This window comes from Marinobacter antarcticus, assembly GCF_900142385.1.
GTDB lineage: Bacteria > Pseudomonadota > Gammaproteobacteria > Pseudomonadales > Oleiphilaceae > Marinobacter > Marinobacter antarcticus.
Genome location: NZ_FRAQ01000001.1, coordinates 194802 through 215471 on the forward strand (window position 1 = coordinate 194802; position 20670 = coordinate 215471).

General features: G+C 53.0%; 18 protein-coding genes. 15 read left to right on the forward strand and 3 right to left on the reverse strand.

Annotated features, from left to right (window positions below; translation table 11 throughout):
- The first annotated feature begins 331 nt into the window (after positions 1 to 331).
- From BUA49_RS18215 to BUA49_RS00965, 3 genes are all read left to right on the forward strand, one after another.
- Positions 332 to 655: a hypothetical protein gene (locus BUA49_RS18215; RefSeq protein WP_407656683.1), complete on the forward strand. Its 324-nt coding sequence runs from the start codon at positions 332 to 334 to the stop codon at positions 653 to 655.
- Positions 550 to 1506, forward strand: coding sequence for an APC family permease (locus tag BUA49_RS00960; protein WP_267283704.1), 957 nt, complete (start codon positions 550 to 552; stop codon positions 1504 to 1506). The genes BUA49_RS18215 and BUA49_RS00960 overlap by 106 nt, the downstream gene beginning before the upstream one ends.
- A 99-nt stretch (positions 1507 to 1605) precedes the next feature.
- Positions 1606 to 2793, forward strand: coding sequence for an MFS transporter (locus tag BUA49_RS00965; RefSeq protein ID WP_228704375.1), 1188 nt, complete (start codon positions 1606 to 1608; stop codon positions 2791 to 2793).
- Between the two features lie 134 nt (positions 2794 to 2927).
- Here BUA49_RS00965 and BUA49_RS00970 read toward each other — a convergent pair whose 3' ends face one another.
- Positions 2928 to 3797 (reverse strand): CHAD domain-containing protein, encoded by an 870-nt coding sequence (locus tag BUA49_RS00970; RefSeq protein WP_072794936.1) that lies wholly within the window; start codon positions 3795 to 3797, stop codon positions 2928 to 2930.
- A gap of 251 nt (positions 3798 to 4048) precedes the next feature.
- Between BUA49_RS00970 and BUA49_RS00975 the strand changes: the two genes are divergently transcribed.
- The 9 genes from BUA49_RS00975 (at position 4049) to BUA49_RS01010 (ending at position 14591) form a co-directional block, all read left to right on the forward strand.
- On the forward strand, positions 4049 to 4702 hold the full coding sequence (locus BUA49_RS00975) for a DUF2238 domain-containing protein (protein WP_407656648.1): 654 nt from the start codon (positions 4049 to 4051) through the stop codon (positions 4700 to 4702).
- Positions 4703 to 4773: 71 nt separating this feature from the next.
- The gene (locus BUA49_RS00980; RefSeq protein ID WP_072794937.1) at positions 4774 to 5676 is read left to right on the forward strand and encodes a GGDEF domain-containing protein; all 903 of its coding nucleotides are present in this window, start codon (positions 4774 to 4776) and stop codon (positions 5674 to 5676) included.
- Positions 5677 to 5780: 104 nt separating this feature from the next.
- Entirely contained in the window at positions 5781 to 6023 is a 243-nt protein-coding gene (locus tag BUA49_RS00985) for a type II toxin-antitoxin system Phd/YefM family antitoxin (RefSeq protein ID WP_072794938.1), read from the forward strand.
- The gene (locus BUA49_RS00990; protein WP_072794939.1) at positions 6020 to 6283 is read left to right on the forward strand and encodes a Txe/YoeB family addiction module toxin; all 264 of its coding nucleotides are present in this window, start codon (positions 6020 to 6022) and stop codon (positions 6281 to 6283) included. Before BUA49_RS00985 ends, BUA49_RS00990 begins: the two co-directional genes overlap by 4 nt.
- A gap of 99 nt (positions 6284 to 6382) precedes the next feature.
- Positions 6383 to 6544: a hypothetical protein gene (locus tag BUA49_RS17735; protein WP_175547537.1), complete on the forward strand. Its 162-nt coding sequence runs from the start codon at positions 6383 to 6385 to the stop codon at positions 6542 to 6544.
- 413 nt (positions 6545 to 6957) lie between these two features.
- Entirely contained in the window at positions 6958 to 8556 is a 1599-nt protein-coding gene (locus BUA49_RS00995; RefSeq protein WP_072794940.1) for a methyl-accepting chemotaxis protein, read from the forward strand.
- 11 nt (positions 8557 to 8567) lie between these two features.
- Positions 8568 to 12248: a response regulator gene (locus tag BUA49_RS01000; protein ID WP_072794941.1), complete on the forward strand. Its 3681-nt coding sequence runs from the start codon at positions 8568 to 8570 to the stop codon at positions 12246 to 12248.
- A gap of 7 nt (positions 12249 to 12255) precedes the next feature.
- Positions 12256 to 13320, forward strand: a complete 1065-nt coding sequence (locus tag BUA49_RS01005; RefSeq protein ID WP_072794942.1) for an HD domain-containing phosphohydrolase — start codon at positions 12256 to 12258, stop codon at positions 13318 to 13320.
- 11 nt (positions 13321 to 13331) lie between these two features.
- Positions 13332 to 14591 (forward strand): sensor domain-containing diguanylate cyclase, encoded by a 1260-nt coding sequence (locus BUA49_RS01010; RefSeq protein WP_084063456.1) that lies wholly within the window; start codon positions 13332 to 13334, stop codon positions 14589 to 14591.
- Between the two features lie 33 nt (positions 14592 to 14624).
- Here BUA49_RS01010 and BUA49_RS01015 read toward each other — a convergent pair whose 3' ends face one another.
- Positions 14625 to 15686 carry an AraC family transcriptional regulator gene (locus BUA49_RS01015; protein WP_139248723.1) on the reverse strand — a complete coding sequence of 354 codons (1062 nt, stop codon included), beginning with the start codon at positions 15684 to 15686 and terminating at the stop codon, positions 14625 to 14627.
- 131 nt (positions 15687 to 15817) lie between these two features.
- On the opposite strand from BUA49_RS01015, the gene BUA49_RS01020 reads away from it, so the two are divergent.
- Both BUA49_RS01020 and BUA49_RS17885 read left to right on the forward strand, forming a co-directional pair.
- Positions 15818 to 16564, forward strand: a complete 747-nt coding sequence (locus BUA49_RS01020; protein ID WP_072794945.1) for an SDR family oxidoreductase — start codon at positions 15818 to 15820, stop codon at positions 16562 to 16564.
- A 173-nt stretch (positions 16565 to 16737) separates the two neighbouring features.
- Positions 16738 to 18135: a hypothetical protein gene (locus tag BUA49_RS17885; RefSeq protein WP_228704376.1), complete on the forward strand. Its 1398-nt coding sequence runs from the start codon at positions 16738 to 16740 to the stop codon at positions 18133 to 18135.
- A 107-nt stretch (positions 18136 to 18242) separates the two neighbouring features.
- Here the strand turns inward: BUA49_RS17885 and BUA49_RS01040 are convergent, their stop codons facing one another.
- Complete coding sequence (locus tag BUA49_RS01040) at positions 18243 to 19559, reverse strand: MFS transporter (protein WP_084063457.1); 1317 nt, start codon at positions 19557 to 19559, stop codon at positions 18243 to 18245.
- 145 nt (positions 19560 to 19704) lie between these two features.
- On the opposite strand from BUA49_RS01040, the gene cyoA reads away from it, so the two are divergent.
- Positions 19705 to 20658: a ubiquinol oxidase subunit II gene (gene cyoA / locus BUA49_RS01045; protein ID WP_084063458.1), complete on the forward strand. Its 954-nt coding sequence runs from the start codon at positions 19705 to 19707 to the stop codon at positions 20656 to 20658.
- Positions 20659 to 20670 lie beyond the last annotated feature (12 nt).

Sequence of the window (20670 nt, forward strand, 5' to 3'; positions counted from 1 at the left end):
CAGCAATACTAATAAATCAGTCTAAAAATAGACTTGGCCCTTGCCCGCTCTAGTGGACACTCCCGGCCTATGGTTAGAGCATAGGAGGAAGTGCGATGGGAAGCCAACGTCGCACTCCAGAATTCAAGAGGTACTTTTGTAACCATCCCTTAAAATCGGTGCATGCGTAATTAGAGTTCTCCGGCCGACGTTTATGCCGTTACCGCCGGGATCGTACCGGGGAACCGTCGACTGGGCTGTTATATGTTGTAATAGCGGATGAACCTTTATGAATAAGTCAGAAAAAGAAGGTCTCGGTTACTGGGAAGTCCTGTCAATCGGGATCGGCGGCATGGTAGGGGGTGGGATCTTTGCGGTTCTGGGCCTGTCCGTGAAGTTAACCGGCGGGGGCGCCCCTTTGGCCTTCTTTATCGCGGGCATGGTTGCGCTTGTCACATCCTACTCGTACGCATCGCTCTCGGTCAGGTACCCCAGTCAGGGAGATACAGTTTCGTTCCTGGATCGCGCGTTCGGGCCCGGCCTGCTCACAGGGACGGCCAACATTCTGCTTTGGCTAAGTTACATCGCATGCTCTCGATCTATTCCTATGCGTTCGGGAGCTATGGTGCCTCTTTCTTCCCCCCGGACTGTCAGCCTTTCTGGAAACACGTTCTGATCACGGGCAGTGTCCTCGGCATTACCGGGCTGAACCTGTTGAACGCCCGACTCATCGGCGAAGCCGAGGACTGGATCGTGTTGCTTAAACTGGTGATTCTTTCCATTTTTATCGGCGTTGGTATCTGGGGCATCGACAGCAGCAAACTGGCACCGTCGACATGGTCCTCGCCGCTGCATCTGATTGCCGGCGGAATGATCATTTTCCTGGCCTACGAAGGCTTCGAGCTGATTGCCAACACCGCCCAGGATGTGAGGGACGCGCCCAGAACTTTGCCCCGCGCCTTCTACTCATGCGTCGGTTTCGTGATCGTGCTCTATGTCCTTGTTGCGATGGTGACCGTGGGAAGCCTGCCTGTCGATAAGATCGTCGATGCCCAGGACTATGCTCTTGCGGAAGCAGCCAGGCCATCGCTGGGGCAAACCGGTTTCGTATTGATCGCGATTGCGGCCATGCTTTCAACGGCTTCGGCAATCAATGCCACGACTTATGGTGCGGCTCGCCTCAGTTACATCATTGCGAAAGACGGAGAGCTGCCTGAGGCACTGGAGAGGAAGATCTGGGGAAAGCCCGTCGAAGGACTCTTAATCACATCAGGAGCAACCGTGTTGACTGCCAATCTGGTTAATCTGTCCAGTATGTCGATGATGGGTAGTGCTGGCTTCCTTGTGATTTTTGCGGAGGTTAATGGCGCCAATCTGGCACTGACGGGCGGTTCGGGGTGGAAACGCATGCTCTCGGTTGCTGGCATCATACTGTGCCTTGGTGCCTTGGTGCATTGGGAGCCCTTATCTGGCAGACCGCCATCAGTTCACCCGGACAACTCTGGTTTCTGGTCGCAATGGTGGTAGCCGCCTTTGTTATTGAAGCCACCTACAGAGTGGTGAAAGGTCGAACCATGAACCTTTCAGCACACTAGGCTCTTGCACTTTGGAATGGAGAAATCCCGAATGAGCAGGAACGCTCGGGCGCCACGTCCTCCCACACTGCGACACAAGATCATGGCGGGGTTTATCGGAAACGTGGTGGAGTGGTACGACTTTGCTGTTTACGGCTACCTCGCCGGGGTGATCGCGCCGGTCTTTTTTCCTTCTGGTAACCCGACGGCGGCGCTGCTCGCGACCTATGGGATCTTCGCTGCCGGGTTCATAATGCGTCCGCTCGGTGCCGCAGTCTTCGGTTGGTTTGGGGACCGTTACGGGCGGGCGCGGACCATGCAGATCTCGGTCACCATGATGGCCCTTCCAACCTTGTTGCTGGGCATGTTGCCTTCCTATGAGCAAGCGGGGCTGCTCGCGCCCGCGTTGTTGGTGTTGGTCAGGCTTTTACAGGGGCTTTCTGTGGGCGGGGAGTTCTCTTCCTCGGCTACTTATCTGGTTGAAACTGCACCGAAGGGTAAGCGTGGCCTCACAGGTAGCTGGGCCAACATAGGCGCGATTCTCGGTATCGCGGCGATCTCAATCCGCCGCAATCTGCACAACTCCGAACGGTTCAAAAAACACCATGAGGGCCGCGAAGAGACGTCACCGCTATTGCAGGCTTTCACTACCAATCGCCGTGAGACTCTGCTGGCCCTTGTGTTCGCCTCCAGCTACGGGACCTGCTACTACATCGCTTTCGTGTACCTGCCGGAATGGCTTTCCGCGCAGGATTTGATGTCACGCGGCACCGCGCTGCTGATCAACACCGGCATGATGGTGCTCGTCATTCCTGCCATGCCGTTGTTCGCAATCGTTGGTGACCGCTGGCTAAGGCGAAGGAGCTGGATCGCATTATCACTGATGCTGCTTTCGATCATTGCGTGGCCCCTCCACGTCTGGATGTTGGATTCCGGTGGGTCGCTCACTGCGGTGATCGTGGCCCACTCGCTGGTGTTCCTGCTGCTGGCTGTTCCGCTCGGTTCCGGGCCCGCGCTTTTTGTTGAATTGTTCCCGGAGAGTGATCGTCTGTCAGGCTATTCCGTTGCCTTCAATCTGGGGATGGGCGTGTTCGGCGGCCTGACCCCGATGATTGCCACTTCGCTGATCGCGATCACCGGGTTGCTGACGGCACCTGCCATGTATCTGGCGATTACTTCGTTTATAGCTGTACTGGCGCTCATGTTGATGCCGGATCGCAGCCGGGAGCCGTTGCGTTGAGCAGGTTCCTCTAAAGTATTGAGTGGGCTCCGGTACTCAGCCAGCCGTGCAATTAAAACCGGGATGTTTATAAGGAGGACTGGTATGACGACATGCCGTTTGACCAGCGAGCCCAGAAATCCGGCATCGGTCAGCTATAGGGACTTAATAAAGGATGCTGGTGAATCTGAAAGAAGTTTTTTCGCCAGCTTATGGGTCTGCTTCTGGAGCTCCTGTAGCTTCGCAACAATGCATGCCTCAGCCAAGTCCCATTGTTCAGAGTCCAGACCAATTTCATGGCGATGATCGGTAAGGTATTCGAGCAACACAGCTTGGTCATTAGCCGAACCCTGAAGCTCTGTCATTGCTTCCAACCCGTCCACCTTTGACTTCAGGCTTTTGCCAAACATCGGGCGCAATGCACGTGAACAATAGAACAGATCTTTTGAGCGTTTTCGAAATTGGTGGAAGGCTTCAATATCGCCAGAGCTATTCGCCTTTTTCTCGGCGTCACGGGCTTTTTGATAAAGGTGTTTGAGGTTGGGCATAAGTTTAGACAGTGACTTTGGCAGGTCCCATTCTTGAGGCGCGGGGCTCTGAGCTTCAACTTCTAAAGCCAGCTCCATGAAAAATTCACGACCTTTAGCCTCAAGTGGATTGAGCTTTTGCTGTTCAGACAGAAAACGGTCAATGGCATCGTATCGTTGTTCTTGCAACGCTGCGTTTTCTTTTACTAGCCCTCGCCAGGTGTTCACACGAACGATCGCGTCTCGGCTGCCGGAAAGCTTCCCGGAAATCGTTTTGTAGTGTTCTTGCCAACGGCTGTACTCTGCTTTGCCAATCTGGGGTCTGATCAGCCGCAGTAGAGCCCGCATTTCTTTACAGCTTTTTCGAGCCTCATGGACCCCCGTTTCTGGAACCCTGCATGCGTGCAGAAGCGCTAGAGAGATGTCTTCATTAATGGACTGCATTAGCCGCTTGAGGTGCTTGCCAAAATTACCGTTAGGATTGAGACGATAGCGCATTGCTTCACCCGCATTTTATTCAGAAGTTACAGCTGAGGTTATCTAAACACTATTGAGATCACAGAATACTGATGTGGAACAAGCGTATTGTCGATCCAGACAACCTGTTCCCGCAACAAGCCCCATCACTTCCTGCATCATGCAGCAAATCACAGAAGCCAAGCGATTACGTGGCAGTGAACCCCATACTCAGCTAAGCTTTTTTATAGATTTCCAGACAGGCATTCCGGGAATTCAAAATCCGTAATTAAGTGGTCAGATTCCTGAAATATCGAAATGGTCTGTCCAGTCGCGGTTACATTTCAGGGGTAAATACGATCAAATATTTATGGGCCGGTATTTTTTTTATTGTTCTTATTTGGTCTGGAATAGATCCAAAAGACCAGATAACGTGGCTTCTGGAGATTCTTCCAGCCTTGATTGGGGCTGCCCTTTTAGTCACCACTTATCGAAGCTTCAAGCTGACATCAATCGTGTATCTAATGATTTTGGCACATTGCATCGTTTTAATGATTGGTGGCCATTACACCTATGCAGAGGTTCCATTCTTTGATGGTTTATTTGGAGCGGAAAGGAATAACTACGACAAACTCGGCCATTTTTTTCAGGGCTTTGTGCCTGCTTTAATAGCAAGAGAGATTTTGATCAGAAAGCACGTTGTGAATGGGCGATGGTGGCTAAGCCTATTCGTAATTTGCGTGGCATTATCCTTTAGTGCTTTTTATGAGCTGATTGAGTGGTGGGTTGCCGTGATATCAGGCGGGGGAGCCGAAGCCTTTTTGGGGACTCAAGGTTATATCTGGGATACCCAATCCGATATGGCGTTTGCACTAGTCGGGGCTATTTCTTCACTGGTTTTTCTTTCTAAATTTCATGACAAACAGATCAAAAATGTAGTCGGGTAGCCGAGCTATCCACACTGACTCCGAATTCGGGTAATATGTGCGCAATTGCGACAGTTCATAAGAACCGATTCATGATCAATATCGAGCAGATGGCCTCCGTTCTGGAAGCCTTACCAGACCCGGCTTTTATCCTGTCCCGCAGCGGCAAATACGTCGCGGTGTTCGGTGGCAGTGATGTTCGCTATTACCACGACGGCAGCGGCCTGGTCGGTCTGTACGTTTCAGACTTGGTGAAACCTGAGAAGGCAGACTGGTTTCTCGAGCAGATTAACCGGGCGCTGGAGACCCGCAGGCTGCTGGTCGAAGAGTATGAGCTGAGCAGTGGGGATGTGAAAGGCTTGCCCGATGAAGGACCCGAGGAACCGATCTGGTTTGAAGGTCGCATACAAGCCCTGGATTTCCTGGTGGACGATGAGGCGGTGGTGCTCTGGGTCGCGAGTAATATTTCAGAGCGCCACGATCTGGAAATCAGACTACGGGAACTGAGCGACACCGATCAGCTCACTGACCTTTTCAACAGAAGGAAACTGGAGCGCGACTTGGTGCTTCACCACGAGACATTCTCGCGGCATTCCGCGCCGACCTCCATTTTGATGTTTGATCTGGACAACCTTAAAAAAATCAACGATTCCCGGGGGCATCACGTCGGGGATGAGATGATCCTTGCCGTGGCCAACATATGTCGATCAGAGCTCCGAAAAACCGATACTGCCTACCGCTTGGGCGGTGATGAGTTTGTGGTTGCTCTCCCCAATACTGGACGTGAGCGCGCGGTGCAGTTTGCCGCGCGTTTACACCAGTCTTTCAGAAAGGAACTGAGTCGGTTTTCAGTAGGCAATACCGCCGTCACAGTCAGTATTGGCGTCACAACTATGATGCCGGCAGACCGCTCATACGAAGACACTCTCAAGCGGGCCGATGGTGCCCTGTATGAGGCCAAAGGCCTGGGCAAAGACAGGGTTGTCTCGGCCTGACAAAATGGGCCGCCGCTGCGCTCCGCGTTATGCATAGCGTTCGTTTTGACGTACGTATCAAAAAGCGTACAATGATCAAAAGTCGAACACATTATAGGTGCGTCATGACAGGAATTACTGCAACTGAGGCGCGCAGCAACCTATATCGGTTAATTGATGAAGCCGCCGAGTCCCACCAACCCATTGTTATCACGGGTAAGCGAAATAGAGCTGTCTTAGTGTCTGAGGATGATTGGGCGGCTATTCAGGAAACGCTTTACCTGCTGTCTGTTCCAGGTATGCGTGAGTCTATTCGTGATGGGATGGTTACCTCCGTCGATCAATGCGATGAGGAGCTCGACTGGTGACATGGAAGCTGGCCTATACCAAGCAAGCCCAAAAAGATGCAAAAAAACTGGCCTCCAGCGGCTTGAAACCAAAAGCTCAGGAGTTGCTGGTACTGATCTCGGAAAATCCATATCGAAAGCCGCTTCCGTTTGAGAAGTTAATCGGTGATCTGGCGGAAGCCTATTCACGCAGGATCAATATACAGCATCGTTTAGTGTATCAAGTGCTGGAGGATCAGCGTGTGGTGAAGGTTCTACGGCTTTGGAGTCACTACGAATAATGCATAGCCAGTCGCTGTTGCCGGGCAATTTTCAGCCTCTTCGCGGCTCCAGAATTACCGAAGTGGGCGAATAAGCCAACATTTAACCGGGAGAATATAATGAGTAAGAAACCCACAAAAGATTCAGTAACGACTGCCTCAATCGAGGAGCAAACTGCTGCTTTTTTAAAGTCTGGCGGAGCTGTTCAGTATGTAGTCAAAGGTAAAAGTGGACAAATCTTCCCTACGGGTGCGAAGCAGATTAACCCGAAAAAAAGCTGATCCTGAAAAGCCCGAGTGCATCGAAACGCCGCAGTTCCGGTTTGCCAGCACCCGGGTACGCAGCTTGAGCTCGCGCAGCGTGACCGGGTGCCTATGGGTCTGGATTGAAAACCGCCGCCCTTCTGATCTTCCCGACATAACATCCATAACTATTTTCGGAACCACTTATCCGAATTCTGCACAAAACAACGTTCTATTATCCGCTTTCTGCAGAAAAAATATGCAGAGCACGCCCGAAAATCTCGAAATGAAATAAATTTTCCTTTTAAATCATATCAATAAAAAATCAAAAACAAAAAAGTAGATTTATTTTAAAAACTCCTTTACGCAAAAAATAAAGGAACTAATGCATACTTATCCTCGTAAGTGACGCTAACAACTACTCTTCAAACTTCACTTAGAGAGACACACACGTGCGCGTGAACCACCCTGTCACCCATCGAAATGTGCCTGTCAGTTCCGGCGCAAATATCCTTTCCACTACCAACCCGAAAGGACAGATCACCCACATTAACGACGAATTTGTCGATATCAGTGGATTCTCCAGAGAAGAATTGATTGGACAGCCGCACAACATTATTCGCCACCCCGACATGCCCAGGGCAGCGTATGAAGAAATGTGGCGACGGTTAAAATCAGGAGAAACCTGGCTTGGCGCGGTTAAAAACCGGTGCAAGAACGGCGACCACTACTGGGTCCGGGCCTATGCGATACCCGTTACCGGGAAGAATGGCGAGCTTCTTGAGCTGCAATCCATTCGCTCGCAGCTCTCACCTGCGGCCGAGGCGCGCGCAGAAAAACTATATGCCACCCTGCGCGAGACTCAGGCCACCAAGGGCCCCGTTGAGCCGCCAAAGCTCCGCAGAGCAATGCCCCTGCAACTTAAACTGATTCTCACCATGGCTTTCATTATGAGTGGCGCAGGGGCTGCTCAGTATTTTATGGAGACCTGGTACTCCGCCTTTGGCGTCTGGGTTGCAGCCTTTGTTGTCAGCTCGGCCGCCATCACCGGCCTCACCAGCCCACTGAAGAGATGTGTTCAAAGGGCCAGAGGCATAATAGACGATACGGTGGCAGAGAAAATCTTTACTGGTCGTGTAGACGATATTGGCAGTCTTGATCTGGTGATTGCCCAACAGGGTGCTGAGCTCGATGCCATTGTCAAACGCATGGACGACGTTATCGGCAAGCTGAACATCGGTGCTGAACACACTATTTCCAGAAGTAACGATGCCCATTCTGCGGTTCGGGAACAGGCTACAGCGACAGATACCATTGCCTCAGCAAGCGAGCAGATGTCTGCCACATCCAAAGAGGTTGCGAGCAATGCGACCGGCATGCTCGAGCAAGTTCGACTGGCCAGCGAGCGCGTTGCCAGTGGGCAGGCCCTGACTCAGGAAACCCGTCACAGTATGGATGCCCTGTCTAAGGAGCTTGCAGAGGCATCGAATGCTGTCGGCCAGCTCACCGAGGCGAGCAAGGGGGTCAGTCAGGCGCTGAGTATAATCGGTGACATCACTGAGCAAACCAATCTGCTTGCCCTCAATGCCTCGATCGAAGCGGCCAGGGCCGGAGATGCCGGTCGTGGTTTTGCTGTAGTCGCGGATGAAGTCCGCAGCCTCGCACAGCGCACCAAGGCCACAACTGAGCAGATCAATACTACCCTCGGCCGATTTCACGAGACCGTTTCCAATGCGACCCAGTCCATGACACGTTGCGACAGCTATGCACAAAAGACGGTCGACAATGCCATCAGCTCCGAGAGCACCTTGTCGGAACTCGTTACCTTTATAGAACGTATTTCCGAAGCTTGTGACGGCACATCGGTTGCGGCAGAGCAACAACACAATGCCTCAGGCGAAATATCCGGCAAAATTGTCAGTATTAACGATCTGGGCGACACGGCAATGCAGGTCGTGAAGGAAGCGCAGGAGTCCATGCACGAACTGAAACGACAGATCGGTGAAGTTGGTGGATTGGTTTCCCGGCTGAGAGAGCGCAACAGCGCCTGACGGTTAGCCGAATGATTGATATCAGGATTGTCGGGAATAGAGAAACGGAAAGCTGGCTGAAACGGCAGCAGGAAACCCTGCTGTCCTCAGATTTCAACTGTCGGTTCTCATCAATGGCTGCCCCCGTCGAAGCGACGGAGCCACCCAATGTCTGGCTAATTGATGCCGATGGTTCCGAAGCGCTGCCGTTGAGAGAGATAATAGCCGAACTGCATACCAATGACGGAATAGCCAAAGCCCCGATCGTGGTTGTCGGAAAATCAATGACAACCCAATTAGCGAGCGAGGCTATGGCAGCGGGAGCCAGGCGCTTTCTTGTTAAACCGCTCACTTCCCGAATGCTGGCCAGCACCTGTCAGGAGCTGGGAATTTCTCACTCACCGATGCCCAGAACTGCCCTGATTCTTGAGGATCGGCAGGCAACCCATGAGGCAATCCGGGAACATCTGGCCACTCGGTCTATTGAAATATTGCCGGCAAGCTCCATTCAGGCGGCATTCGACTTGCTCACACAACACGATCCCGATGTAATCGTTGTAAGTCATTACAGCGACTTGATGAGTTATCGTAAGCTTTCTGCCCTGCTCCGTTTTTTCCCTCAGAGCTCAGGCATACCCGTTTTCTTTACGACCGACGACATTACCGATAGTGAAGCCAGGGATTTACTCAGTCTGACGGAAACCAATACTCACTGTGCAACCTATGCGGACCTGCCCCGGCTTATCCTTGAAGTGACAAATCAACGGGTCGGGCGGGCAACATCCGGTGGACGACTCTATGACATCTTGTACGAACGAGAGCAGGAACACCTTGCACTGAATCATCACGCCATAGTCAGTATGGCTGACAGCGCGGGGCAAATTACCGAAGTTAACCGAAACTTTTGTGACACCAGCCAGTATTCCGAGACAGAGCTCCTCGGCCAGAATCATCGCATACTGAAATCCGGCTATCATTCACCCGATTTTTACAGAGACCTGTGGCAAACGATATCCCGGGGCGATGTCTGGAAGGGTGAGATCTGCAACCGAGCTAAAGATGGTCGTTACTATTGGGTCTCATCGACGATCGTTCCCTTTCTGGATAGCAGAAAGCGCCCGTACAAGTACATTGCTATTCGCAAAGACATCACCCATGTCAAAACGTCCGAACACCGCGGGGAGCTGTATGGGCAACTCGCAAGGCTGGTCAGTGGGGCCAGCGCCCAGGTTCTTTCCGGCGACTGGGCAGACGTCCCGGAAATACTCCAGTCAGCACTGCAACCACTTTGCAGATTTCTTGGCATCTATCATGTATCGATAAAGCTTCACCAGACCGATCACCTCTTTGCCAAAGGGAACCGGCCTGCAGTCGACTCGAGCCATAACGCCTCCCTTTCGATTACAGGGTTTGACACGACTGGAAGCGAACGACAAGCAGATGACTGCTACAAGATCGAAACCACGCTCCGGGCAGACCGGACAGAGCTGGGTTCACTGGAGCTGCTAACACGGCAGAACGCCTTGAAGGATGTTCCCCGCGCTCAGGGTCTGATTGATATACTTGGCAGTGTCATTTCCAATTCTCTTGCCCGCTGGATGTCAGAATTCTACCAGGAACGGGACCGGGAACGGCTCCGCAAGGCCCAGTCCTTTGCAAACATCGGTACCTGGGAGTGGAACCTTGAAACCAACGATCTGTTCTGGACGGGAACCATCCCGGTAATTTTCGGATACCCGGAAGGGGATCTGGAAACCTCCTATGAAAACTTTATAACCGCTGTTCATCCCGATGACCGTGCAAAAGTTGAGGCAGGAATAGCGGCCGCTATTGAACATGATGAACCTTATCGAATTGAACATCGGGTTGTATGGCCCGATGGCACGGTGAGGCTGCTTTTGGAAGCGGGCGCTGTGATTCGGAGCGATGATGGCATGGCAAAACAAATGCTGGGTATCGTTCAGGACGTGACTCAGGCCCATGAAGCGAAGCAGCAGCTGGCTCTCCAGACCCGCCTGTTGAACATACTTCATGACTCCCTCACCGCGTTCATTCGCGAAGGGAAATTCCGGGCCACCCTTGACAGCATGCTCGAGAGCCTGCTGGAACTGACCAGCAGCGAATTTGGTTTTCTGGCAGAAGTGCTCCATGACGGCGAGAAAACTCCGTATCTCCGGGTTCAATCCATTAGCAATATCCCCTGGGGCCCAAGCTCTGAAGAGATGTACAGCCGGGTCGGGACGGACAGATTCGAGCTTTTCGGTCTCGATAGTGTAATTGGAGAGTCGGTCAGAGAAGGGAAGGTGGTGAGTGTCGACGAAACCCGATCAGGCGAACTGTTCACCGGGCTCCCGGAAGGGCACCCTGAAATAAGGACGTTTCTCAGCGTGCCGGTCTTTATCGGCTCCGACCTGGTCGGTGTCTTCGCCCTTGCCAACCGTGATTCCGGTTACGACCAGTCACTCATCAATTTTCTACGGCCCTTTGCCGCGAACTACGGCGTGATCATTAACTCTCAGCGAATGATTGATATGGGAGAAACGAATCGCATGAGTCTGACTCATGCAAAGCTACAGGCAGACCAAGCCAACCGGGCAAAATCCGAATTCCTTTCCAGCATGAGCCATGAATTGCGCACGCCGATGAATGCCATCCTGGGCTTTGGCCAGCTATTGGAAAGCGATCCAGAGCTGAATGACGACCAGCAGGACAGCGTCAACGAAATTCTGTCCGCCAGCAAACACCTGCTCGAACTCATCAATGAAGTGCTTGATCTGGCAAGGATCGAGTCGGGTAAGCTGGAGCTCTCGCTCGAAACCATACCCGTGCGCGCAATCACTGACGAAGCGTTAACGTTCGTCAGGCTGTCCGCTGAAAAGCGCGGTATCCAAATTTCCATCCGAAACATGGGGACCCTCCGCGTCGCCGCCGACTGGACCCGCCTGAAACAGGCCCTGCTGAACCTTCTGTCCAATGCCGTCAAGTACAATCGGGTCGATGGCAGCATCCTGATCGAGGCAAAACCCCATGGATCTGCATGGGTTGATATTCGGGTTACAGATACCGGCCCTGGCATCCCGGAGTCCCGAATACCTGAACTGTTCCAGCCGTTCAACCGCTTGGGGGCAGAGCTTGGCCATATCGAAGGTACCGGCATAGGGCTATCACTGACCCGGCGGCTCGTGGAGTTGATGGGAGGCAGCATTGGGGTTACCAGCGCCATTGGCGAAGGATCTACATTCTGGATCCGCCTGCCGGTTGAACGGCTGCACACGAGCACAAACGCCGAGCCGTCAATCGATTACGGTCAAAGCCAAACTCTGTCTGGCGAGCGAACTTCCAACAAAAAACGGTCCATTCTTTATATTGAGGATAATCCGGCGAACCTGAAACTTGTTGAAAGAATCGTCCAGCGGCAACGCGACTTTTCGCTTATTTCGGCGATCACCGCCGAAGAAGGATTGAACCTGGCAAGGGCCTGTCAACCGGACCTCATTCTTCTCGATATTAATTTGCCGGATTTGGACGGCTACGTTGTCCTGGATAAGTTAAAGGCACAGGTGCCCCCGAACAATGCCCCTGTCATCGCCCTCACGGCGAACGCCATGCATAGTGAAGTCCGGAGAGGGAAAAATGCCGGTTTCGATGATTATCTAACCAAGCCAATCAACATTGCAGAATTAACGAACACACTGGGAAAATACCTCGGGTAAACGAATCATGTGCACCTTTTCAGAAAAAAACCTTCAGGAACAGAGCATCTTCGTGGTTGACGACGAACTGGTCAACCTGAAACTCCTGGAAAAAACTCTCAGGTCCGCAGGCTATACAAACCTGGTACTCATCAGCGATCCGCATCAGGTTCTTCCTGCCTACCAGGCGCACAATCCTTCTCTGATTCTCCTGGATCTTAATATGCCGGGCTTTGACGGATACCAGATTATGGAGCAGCTCGGCAATCTGAATGACCCGATGCTGCCTCCCATTGTTATACTGACCGCGCAGAATCAGCAGGAGTATCTGCTTCGTGCTTTGGACGCAGGGGCCCGGGACTTTGTTAGTAAACCCTTTGATCGCCGGGAGTTACTGATGCGCGTCAGGAATTTTCTGGACGCCCATCTCGCCCATCGGCTAGTGCACGATCAGAAAAATCATCTGGAAATGCTGGTGGGAAAACGCACACAGGAACTGCAGGAAACCAGGCTGGAAATCATTCGGCGGCTTGGACATGCGGCGGAGTACCGGGATGAAGAAACGGGAAGCCACATTATAAGAATGAGCAAGATGTGTGCCCTTCTTGCCGACAAAGCTGGCTGGCCCAAAGAGCAATGCGACTTGATCCTGCAAGCCAGCCCAATGCATGACATCGGTAAAATTGGCATTCCCGACGCCATCCTGTTAAAACCCGGAAAGCTGGATCCGCAAGAATGGCAAACCATGAAAGCCCATGCTGAAATCGGTGGGCGGCTATTGGAGGGTAATGACAACGAACTCATGGTCATGGCCCGTGAAATTGCCATCAACCACCACGAAAAATGGGACGGGAGCGGCTATCCAAGTGGATTAGAAGGTGAAAATATTCCCCTTTCCGGGAGAATTGCAGCACTGGCCGACGTATTTGATGCGTTGACTTCCGCACGCCCCTACAAGAAAGCCTGGCCGATAGCAGATGCTGTGCAACTGATACGGGAAAGCCGGGGCAAGCACTTTGATCCGGAGCTGGTCGACCTGTTCCTTGATGACGTCGACAGCTTTGCAAAAATCAAAAATACCTATCAGGACTAGCCAGACCACCTATGCCAATGACTTCCGAAAACCTGAGGTGGATGATCAATGCGATTCCCGATGCAGCCATTCTCATCAGTCGGGACCGAACCATTATCAATGCCAACCAGAAAGCGGCCGACATTTTTTTAACGAGCGTGACACGGCTGGAAGGCGATTCACTGGACATCCTGATACCAGAACATTCGAGAACCGCTCACGAACAACACGTTGAGGGCTTTTTCAGCGAGCCAATGAAGCGCCCCATGGGATCAGGGCTTCGCTTTCATGGCAGCCGCGCCGACGGTTCCATTTTTCCGGTCGCCGTCATGTTAAGCCAGATCATGGTCGAATCCACAGACTATGCAATTGCCATCATTCGCGACGACTCTGACAGAGCGGCAATACAGGCGATGAAAGAAAAGCTTGAATCAGCAAATCTCCGATTGGCCAAGGCTCAGGAGGTCGGAGGGCTGGCCTGGTGGGAGGCTGACCTCCGGACAAATGAACTGGTTTGGTCCGCCGTGATTCCCAGAATTCTGGACCTTGGACAGGCGGACCACCCTTCCTTCTGCACAATACGCAACCGCTGCATTCCCGAAGACCGGCAGAACTTCGATGCCATACATGGTCGTTGGGGAACTGTATCCGGCAAGACGGCCACTTACAGAATACGTAAAAAAGATGGCAAAATACGCTGGATCGAAGAGACCGTTCATCAGGAGATGGACCATATCGTGCTTGGTGTCATGCGTGACATCACTGACCAGAAAAACCTGGAAAAAAAGTTGCGCACAGAATCGGTTACCGACGAACTGACAGGGCTGTTCAACCGGAAGCAATTCAACCGCGATCTGAAAAGTCGCTATTCGGAATTCGTCCGTTCCGGAACCAACTCGTCTATCATCACCTATGATTTTGATTACTTCAAAAATATCAATGATTTGTACGGGCATGCCATGGGCGATCAAGTCCTCAGCCAATCCGCCACTATCGTCACTGACCAACTCAGGGCATCGGATCATGCCTACAGACTGGGCGGCGAAGAATTCGCGATCCTGCTCCGCGGAACCGATATGGAGAATGCGCGAGTTTTAGCGGAAAGAATCCGGAAATCGGTTGGAGAAGCACGCTTCAGACTCGACGATGCCTGGGCGTGCACAACCGTCAGTCTCGGCGTATCACAGCTCCACCGCTCAGATAGCTGCTTCGAAGATGTTTCTATACGGGCAGATGAGGCACTTTATCGAAGTAAGGCCAATGGCCGTAACAAGGTCAGCATTTGCGAATAGGTAAATGGGTTGACCACTTGCAGCCAACACCTCTCAAGAGGAAGAATCCGCAGAGGTATACCACAATGTCTTCTGCCCCGAAGCGCCTGTGCTGACCGAAGCCACCTTTGCAGAATTCCGTTTCAATACCTCAAGGCCTTGAATAGTATCACTGGGATACTCACCGAAATGGTCGTAATAATACGATGAAAAGCGGCCCGCATGATTAAATCCCCATTTCAGCGCATGATTCCCGACTCCCGGTTCCTCGCGATAGCAACAGATCAGGGACTCCCTGACCTTGACCAATCTGCGTGACAGGCAGTAATTGTAAGGTGTCATACCTGTATATTTTTTCATGAGGTAATAGAAGTTTCTCAGGCTCAGGCCTGCATCCCGGGCTATTGTTTCCAGTTCAATATCTGTTGCTAATCGGTCATTGATCTGTTCCAGGGCCGTGCATATCCTTCGATCCTCTCCAATCAGCACTTTATTCTGAACCGTCGAAGCCGCCGACCTTTCGCCTGCCAGATAACGTGCCAGGACTTCCTCAAAGCAACGGATCCGTTGCTTTGCATGATGATGATCCCGAAAAAATGGTGTTTCAAGCAAATAGCTATTGAGTATTTTTGCGAGTTGAGCATCGCCATTTTCCAGCGAATCGTTCGCATTTATCCAGATTGTTTCGCTAATCTGAACAATGAAAAGGTGGACCTCCGATGACAGCCGGGCACGAAACTCTGCATTTGGCTTGAGCGCAAAAGGAACCCCGGGGGTGCAGCAAAAATGCCGGCCTTCAACCTCAAAATCAACGCTCCCCTGGACAGGCATAATGATCGTCGCGATCCCAGCATTGGAACCGACGATACTGGACGCGGAACGCAGGTAGATACCGCACACGTTAACGTTTTCCGCCTTGAGAAATGACAGGCGGGAATCGAAATCGGCACAACCAGGCGACACTTTCACCTCTTGCGACAACCGTGGACTGCCGGTCAGCACCTGAAGCGCGGACAGCCAGCTTTTCGGGTTTCCAGTTGCGATGCGGAGGTAATGCTCAAGTACAAAAATCTGGGTGTTGCAAGCGCGCATTTGTGACTGGCTCTGAATTAACACGCATACTGGCTCGTTTGCGGCCAACAACTTTACATTGAGTTACACTGTGCGGATATCCATTTATTGCAACAACTGCGTTAACAGACTCTGCCGGACACTTGGTAGCAGAACGCCTCACTAAGGAAGACACTATGCGAAAAAACATCCTGATTACCGGAGCAAGCACTGGCTTGGGTGAAGGAATGGCGCGGGCATGGGCGGCGAAGGGCTGTAATCTGGCGTTATGCGCCCGTAGCGCCGAGAAGCTGAGCGAGTTGCAGCAGGAGTTGCAGACCAACTACCCCGATATCCGCGTACTTGTGCGCCCTCTCGATGTGTGTGACTACGAGCAGGTATTTGAGGTCTTCCGGGCTTTCCAGCAGGAGTTCGGCAGTCTGGACCGGGTAGTTGTCAACGCAGGCATTGGAAGCTCATCAGCCATCGGTCGCGGCCAGTTTTCGTCCAATCGCCAGGCTGCCGAAACCAACTTTGTAGCCGCCATCGCCCAATGCGAATCCGCCATGGAAATCTTCCGGGAACAGAACAGCGGCCACCTGGTGCTGATGTCCTCGGTCAGCGGCGTGCGCGGCTTTCGTGGAGCACTGAATGTATACGCCGCAACCAAGGCCGCCGTGGCTTCTCTCGCAGAGGGCTTGCAGCTGGACACAAGAGGTACGCCAATCCGGGTGAGTAACATCATGCCAGGCTACATTCTCACCGACATTAACCGGGACACCAAAAATGCGCCTTTCCGGGTGGATCTGGACACCGGCGTGCGTGCATTGGTTCAAGCCATCGACAAGGAAAAGCGCCGGGCCTACGTACCCTGGTGGCCATGGACACCCGTAAGTTACGTGCTGAAGGCCATGCCCTTTGGTCTGTTTGCGCGAACCATGTAGCGCACCGAAGCCGTTGGCTGGGCCTTTACCGTCAGGAAAAAACGGGAACCGGGTAAAGGCGAATACCAGATGGCGGTAAATTGACGCATTCCGTAACCAAACGGCGCCATTTTTAACACCATTTGACACCTTTGGCCGTTAGCATTGCAGCATCCACTTTCCCTGGAGTTGCAATGACCACCTTCCATACACGCACACGGCTCGGCTTTTTCGCCATAGCGCTAAGCTCGCTGCTTTCGGCCTGCGGCGGCGTTGATTCAGCAACCCCGCCAGCTGAAGCGCCCAATGCATCGGTGAGCACTCCCGGTAACGACTCCGCCTCTGGCGAAACTGAAAACCAAAAGCTATGGGTGGAGGGCTATGCAGTCAAGGGCGCCATTGAGGGAGGGCTGATATCTATCTGGTATCACGAGCCTGGCGCCATGGATAGCGGTTGGGTACAGATAGGTGAAACGGTCAGGACTAACCAGAATGGTGGGTTCCGCATTTCAGTACCTGAAGACTATTCAAACCAACCCCTGAAAGTGATTCTGCAGTCAGATACCCAAACTCTCATGCGCTGTGATGCTCAACCTGCATGTATAACGCCTTCGCGCGTTAGCGTCGGCTTTGGCGAATGGTTCTGGCCGGGAAGTAACCTGGTTTTAAAATCGCTTGTGAATCCTTCAGACCCCAACCGGAGTGTTGTTTTAACGCCACTGGTAACCTTGGCATTTGAAAAATTCCTCAAATCTCCGGATGGCAGTTTGTCCCGGTTCGTGGAGCTACTTGGGGACCAGGAAGAGCGCTTTGGGCTTGATGCTGGCGCACTGTCCAGGAGGCCTGTAGATCTTGCAGCGCCTGATTTAAGTAGCGTTCAAGCGTCGGATTTGAAGACCGCTTTGCTGAATATCGCATTTCTGAGCCTGGTAGATGGTGATCTCTGGCGCACACTGGGTGATGTGCTTGAAACCGCCCGGGCGAGCTCTGAGGCAAATGGAGACCTGCCTCTGAGCGCCGGGGGTAATCTGAATCTGAGCGTTGAGCTGTTAGCGCTGGCAGGCATGCTTCAGGCTGAATATTTGCAGGCGTTATTAATAGATACGGGCGTTCAGGACAATATTCTGGCCGATGCTGTCACGAGCCTTGAAGACACTCTGAGTTCAACAGGACATATTACTTCGCCTCAGCCTGAGCCGGTTCCTGAGCCAGCGCCGGAGCCAACTCCCGAGCCTGTTCCTGAACCCGCACCGGCCCCAGAACTTGTTCCTGAACCCGTACCGACCCCAGAGCCTGCTCCTGAACCGGCGCCGGTAACCGGGTCCGCGAAAATGAGCTGGAATGCACCTTCCACCCGCGTCAACGGGGATTCACTGGCAATGGGTGAGATTGAAAAGTACATCGTGCGATACGGCACCGAACAAAGCATTGAAGAGAGGTCTAATGAAGCGGTTGTGGAAGATGGTCAGGCGATGGAATACGAAGTCGCAGGGCTTGCTGAGGGCACCTGGTACTTCGCCATCAAAGCCATAGATACAAACGGTCTTGAGAGTGATTGGTCGGTATCTGCCAGCAAGACGATTACCCGGTAAACCCGGGAAAAGCTCACACGTGAGCCAATGCCAGAGCCTGCAGGCAGGCCCGCGAGCTGCCTAGCTTCTTCGCTAGCACTGCAGCGTTCAACGGCAGCGAGTCGAGATCACTGATCCCGCGCGTAACTCGCTTTGTTGAACCAGAGAACCGCCAGAGTGCTCGCCGCACCGGACAACAGATAGAGCGTCACCGATGTAACCCCGAAGTGCGCCGACAGGCCCAAAGCCACCAGGGGTGCAAAAGCGGCCCCCAGCAACCACGCCATATCGGCCGTCAAAGCAGCACCTGTATACCGGAAGCGCGCCTCAAAGTTTGCCGTTACAGCCCCGGACGCCTGGCCGTAGGACAGCCCAAGCAGAATAAAGCCAATGATAATGAACAGGTTCTCGCCGAGTTCACCGCCGCCCAGAAACGCCGGTATGAAGAGGCTGAAGACAGCGATCAGTGCAGCCAGGCTGCCAAGCATAGTGCGCCGCCCAATGCGGTCAGCCAGTATTCCGGAGAGAACCACACCGCCCAAAGCGAAAAACGCGCCAACGATCTCGACCATCAGGATATCGGTGATCGTGCGATCAGAATAAAGGCTCAGCCAGGACAGTGGGAAAACGGTGACCAGATGGAACAACGCGTAGCTGGCAAGCGTCGCCAAAGCGCCGATCAGCACCACCCGACCCTGACCTTTGGCCAGCTTTGAAACGCTGGAAGGCTGAAGCTCTCTCTGGTCAAGGAGCTTGGCGTAATCATCGGTTGCCACCAGGCGCAAACGAGCAAACAGCGCAACCACGTTGATGGCAAAGGCCACGAAAAACGGATAGCGCCAGGCCCATTCAAAGAAATCTTTTTCCGACACGTTCGCCAGCATGTAGGCAAACAGACTGGCCGCTACAATAAACCCGACCGGCGTGCCCAACTGGCCGACCATCGCATACCAGCCTTTACGGTTAGCGGGGGCATTCAATGCCAGCAGCGAGGGCAACCCATCCCAGGCGCCGCCCAGCGCAAACCCCTGCCCTAGCCGGAACAGCGCCAGTAGCACAATGGCGTAGGCACCGATGTCATCATAGGTCGGCAAAAATGCAATACCGGCCGTGGTGGTACCCAGGGCGAACAGCGCTAACGTTAATTTGGCTTCGCGCCCGAAACGTTCCTGCAACTTCATGAACATAACGGTGCCGAACGGTCGCGCAATAAAGGCAAACGAAAAAATCACAAAGGAATAAAGGGTGCCGACCAGTTGCGTCTCGAACGGGAAGAAAAGTGCCGGAAACACCAGCACCGACGCGATGGCATACACGAAGAAGTCAAAATACTCGGACGCCCGGCCGATACTGACACCAACTGCAATCTCGCCGGGTGTGATCGGTGCCTGGTGACCCGACGTATCGGCAGGCACAGCATCGCTGTGGGTACGAGTAGTTGTCATGATCTTCTATCCTCAAAACTGAACATATTTAGCGCAGTGTACGATGATTCTTTCGGATAAGGTACGGGACAACCTGTCCAATCGCCAAGCGTATTCCCGCTCTTTATAATGTCGGCCTTTCCATTTCTATATTGGATTTGCTTACATGCCTTTTCCACGACTTAGATACGGGCTCGCCCTCTTCCCGCTCACCCTGCTCGGTGGCTGTGGCATGGTGGTCATGGACCCATCGGGGGATATTGCCTCCCAGCAGGCAGACCTGATCATTGTCTCAACTCTGCTGATGCTGATTGTGATCGTGCCGGTCATTTTGCTGACTTTCTTCTTTGCCTGGCGCTATCGCAAGAACAACAAAACGGCCGCCTACCATCCGGAGTGGGACCACTCAACCAAGCTTGAGTTGGTGATCTGGGGCGTGCCCCTGCTGATTATTATCGCCTTGGGACTGATCACCTGGATCAGCACTCACAAGCTGGACCCTTATCGTCCACTTGATCGGATTGATGCCGATCGGCCGCTGGCTGCGGATCACGAGCCGCTGAATGTTCAGGTGGTGTCACTGGATTGGAAATGGCTTTTTATCTATCCCGAGCAGGGCGTGGCGTCGGTCAATGAACTGGTGACCCCGGTCGATACGCCGGTCCGTTTCCACATTACGTCTTCCTCCACAATGAATTCGTTCTATATACCGGCGCTGGCCGGCCAGATTTATTCCATGCCCGGTATGCAAACCACACTGAACGCCGTAATCAACGAGCCGGGGGAATACCAGGGCTTTTCCGCCAATTACAGCGGCGCCGGCTTCTCGGACATGCGCTTCAAATACCACGGCGTATCGAACGACGAGTTTGATGCCTGGGTGCAAAAAGCCAAAAAGCAAGGCGGCACTCTGAACCGGCCCGAGTACCTGCAGTTGGCGCAGCCCAGCGCTGCCACGCCGGTCACCTACTTCAGCACAGTGGCGCCAGATCTGTATCACGCGATTCTGAACCGATGCGTCGTGGAAGGGAAAATGTGCATGGACCAAATGATGATGGGCAAAGGCGACGACGCGTCTGCCGATGGCAGGCCGATCACCTCAATTGATCTAAGAGACTGACAATGCAGGACG

What these genes read in the sequence shown, in the direction of transcription:
- BUA49_RS18215 (WP_407656683.1), top strand. Translation starts at nt 332, where the DNA reads ATGGTAGGGGGTGGGATCTTTGCGGTTCTGGGCCTGTCCGTGAAGTTA.
- BUA49_RS00965 (WP_228704375.1), top strand. Translation starts at nt 1,606, where the DNA reads ATGAGCAGGAACGCTCGGGCGCCACGTCCTCCCACACTGCGACACAAG.
- BUA49_RS00970 (WP_072794936.1), bottom strand. Translation starts at nt 3,797, where the DNA reads ATGCGCTATCGTCTCAATCCTAACGGTAATTTTGGCAAGCACCTCAAG.
- BUA49_RS00980 (WP_072794937.1), top strand. Translation starts at nt 4,774, where the DNA reads ATGATCAATATCGAGCAGATGGCCTCCGTTCTGGAAGCCTTACCAGAC.
- BUA49_RS00985 (WP_072794938.1), top strand. Translation starts at nt 5,781, where the DNA reads ATGACAGGAATTACTGCAACTGAGGCGCGCAGCAACCTATATCGGTTA.
- BUA49_RS17735 (WP_175547537.1), top strand. Translation starts at nt 6,383, where the DNA reads ATGAGTAAGAAACCCACAAAAGATTCAGTAACGACTGCCTCAATCGAG.
- BUA49_RS01000 (WP_072794941.1), top strand. Translation starts at nt 8,568, where the DNA reads ATGATTGATATCAGGATTGTCGGGAATAGAGAAACGGAAAGCTGGCTG.
- BUA49_RS01005 (WP_072794942.1), top strand. Translation starts at nt 12,256, where the DNA reads ATGTGCACCTTTTCAGAAAAAAACCTTCAGGAACAGAGCATCTTCGTG.
- BUA49_RS01010 (WP_084063456.1), top strand. Translation starts at nt 13,332, where the DNA reads ATGCCAATGACTTCCGAAAACCTGAGGTGGATGATCAATGCGATTCCC.
- BUA49_RS01020 (WP_072794945.1), top strand. Translation starts at nt 15,818, where the DNA reads ATGCGAAAAAACATCCTGATTACCGGAGCAAGCACTGGCTTGGGTGAA.
- BUA49_RS17885 (WP_228704376.1), top strand. Translation starts at nt 16,738, where the DNA reads ATGACCACCTTCCATACACGCACACGGCTCGGCTTTTTCGCCATAGCG.
- BUA49_RS01040 (WP_084063457.1), bottom strand. Translation starts at nt 19,559, where the DNA reads ATGACAACTACTCGTACCCACAGCGATGCTGTGCCTGCCGATACGTCG.
- cyoA (WP_084063458.1), top strand. Translation starts at nt 19,705, where the DNA reads ATGCCTTTTCCACGACTTAGATACGGGCTCGCCCTCTTCCCGCTCACC.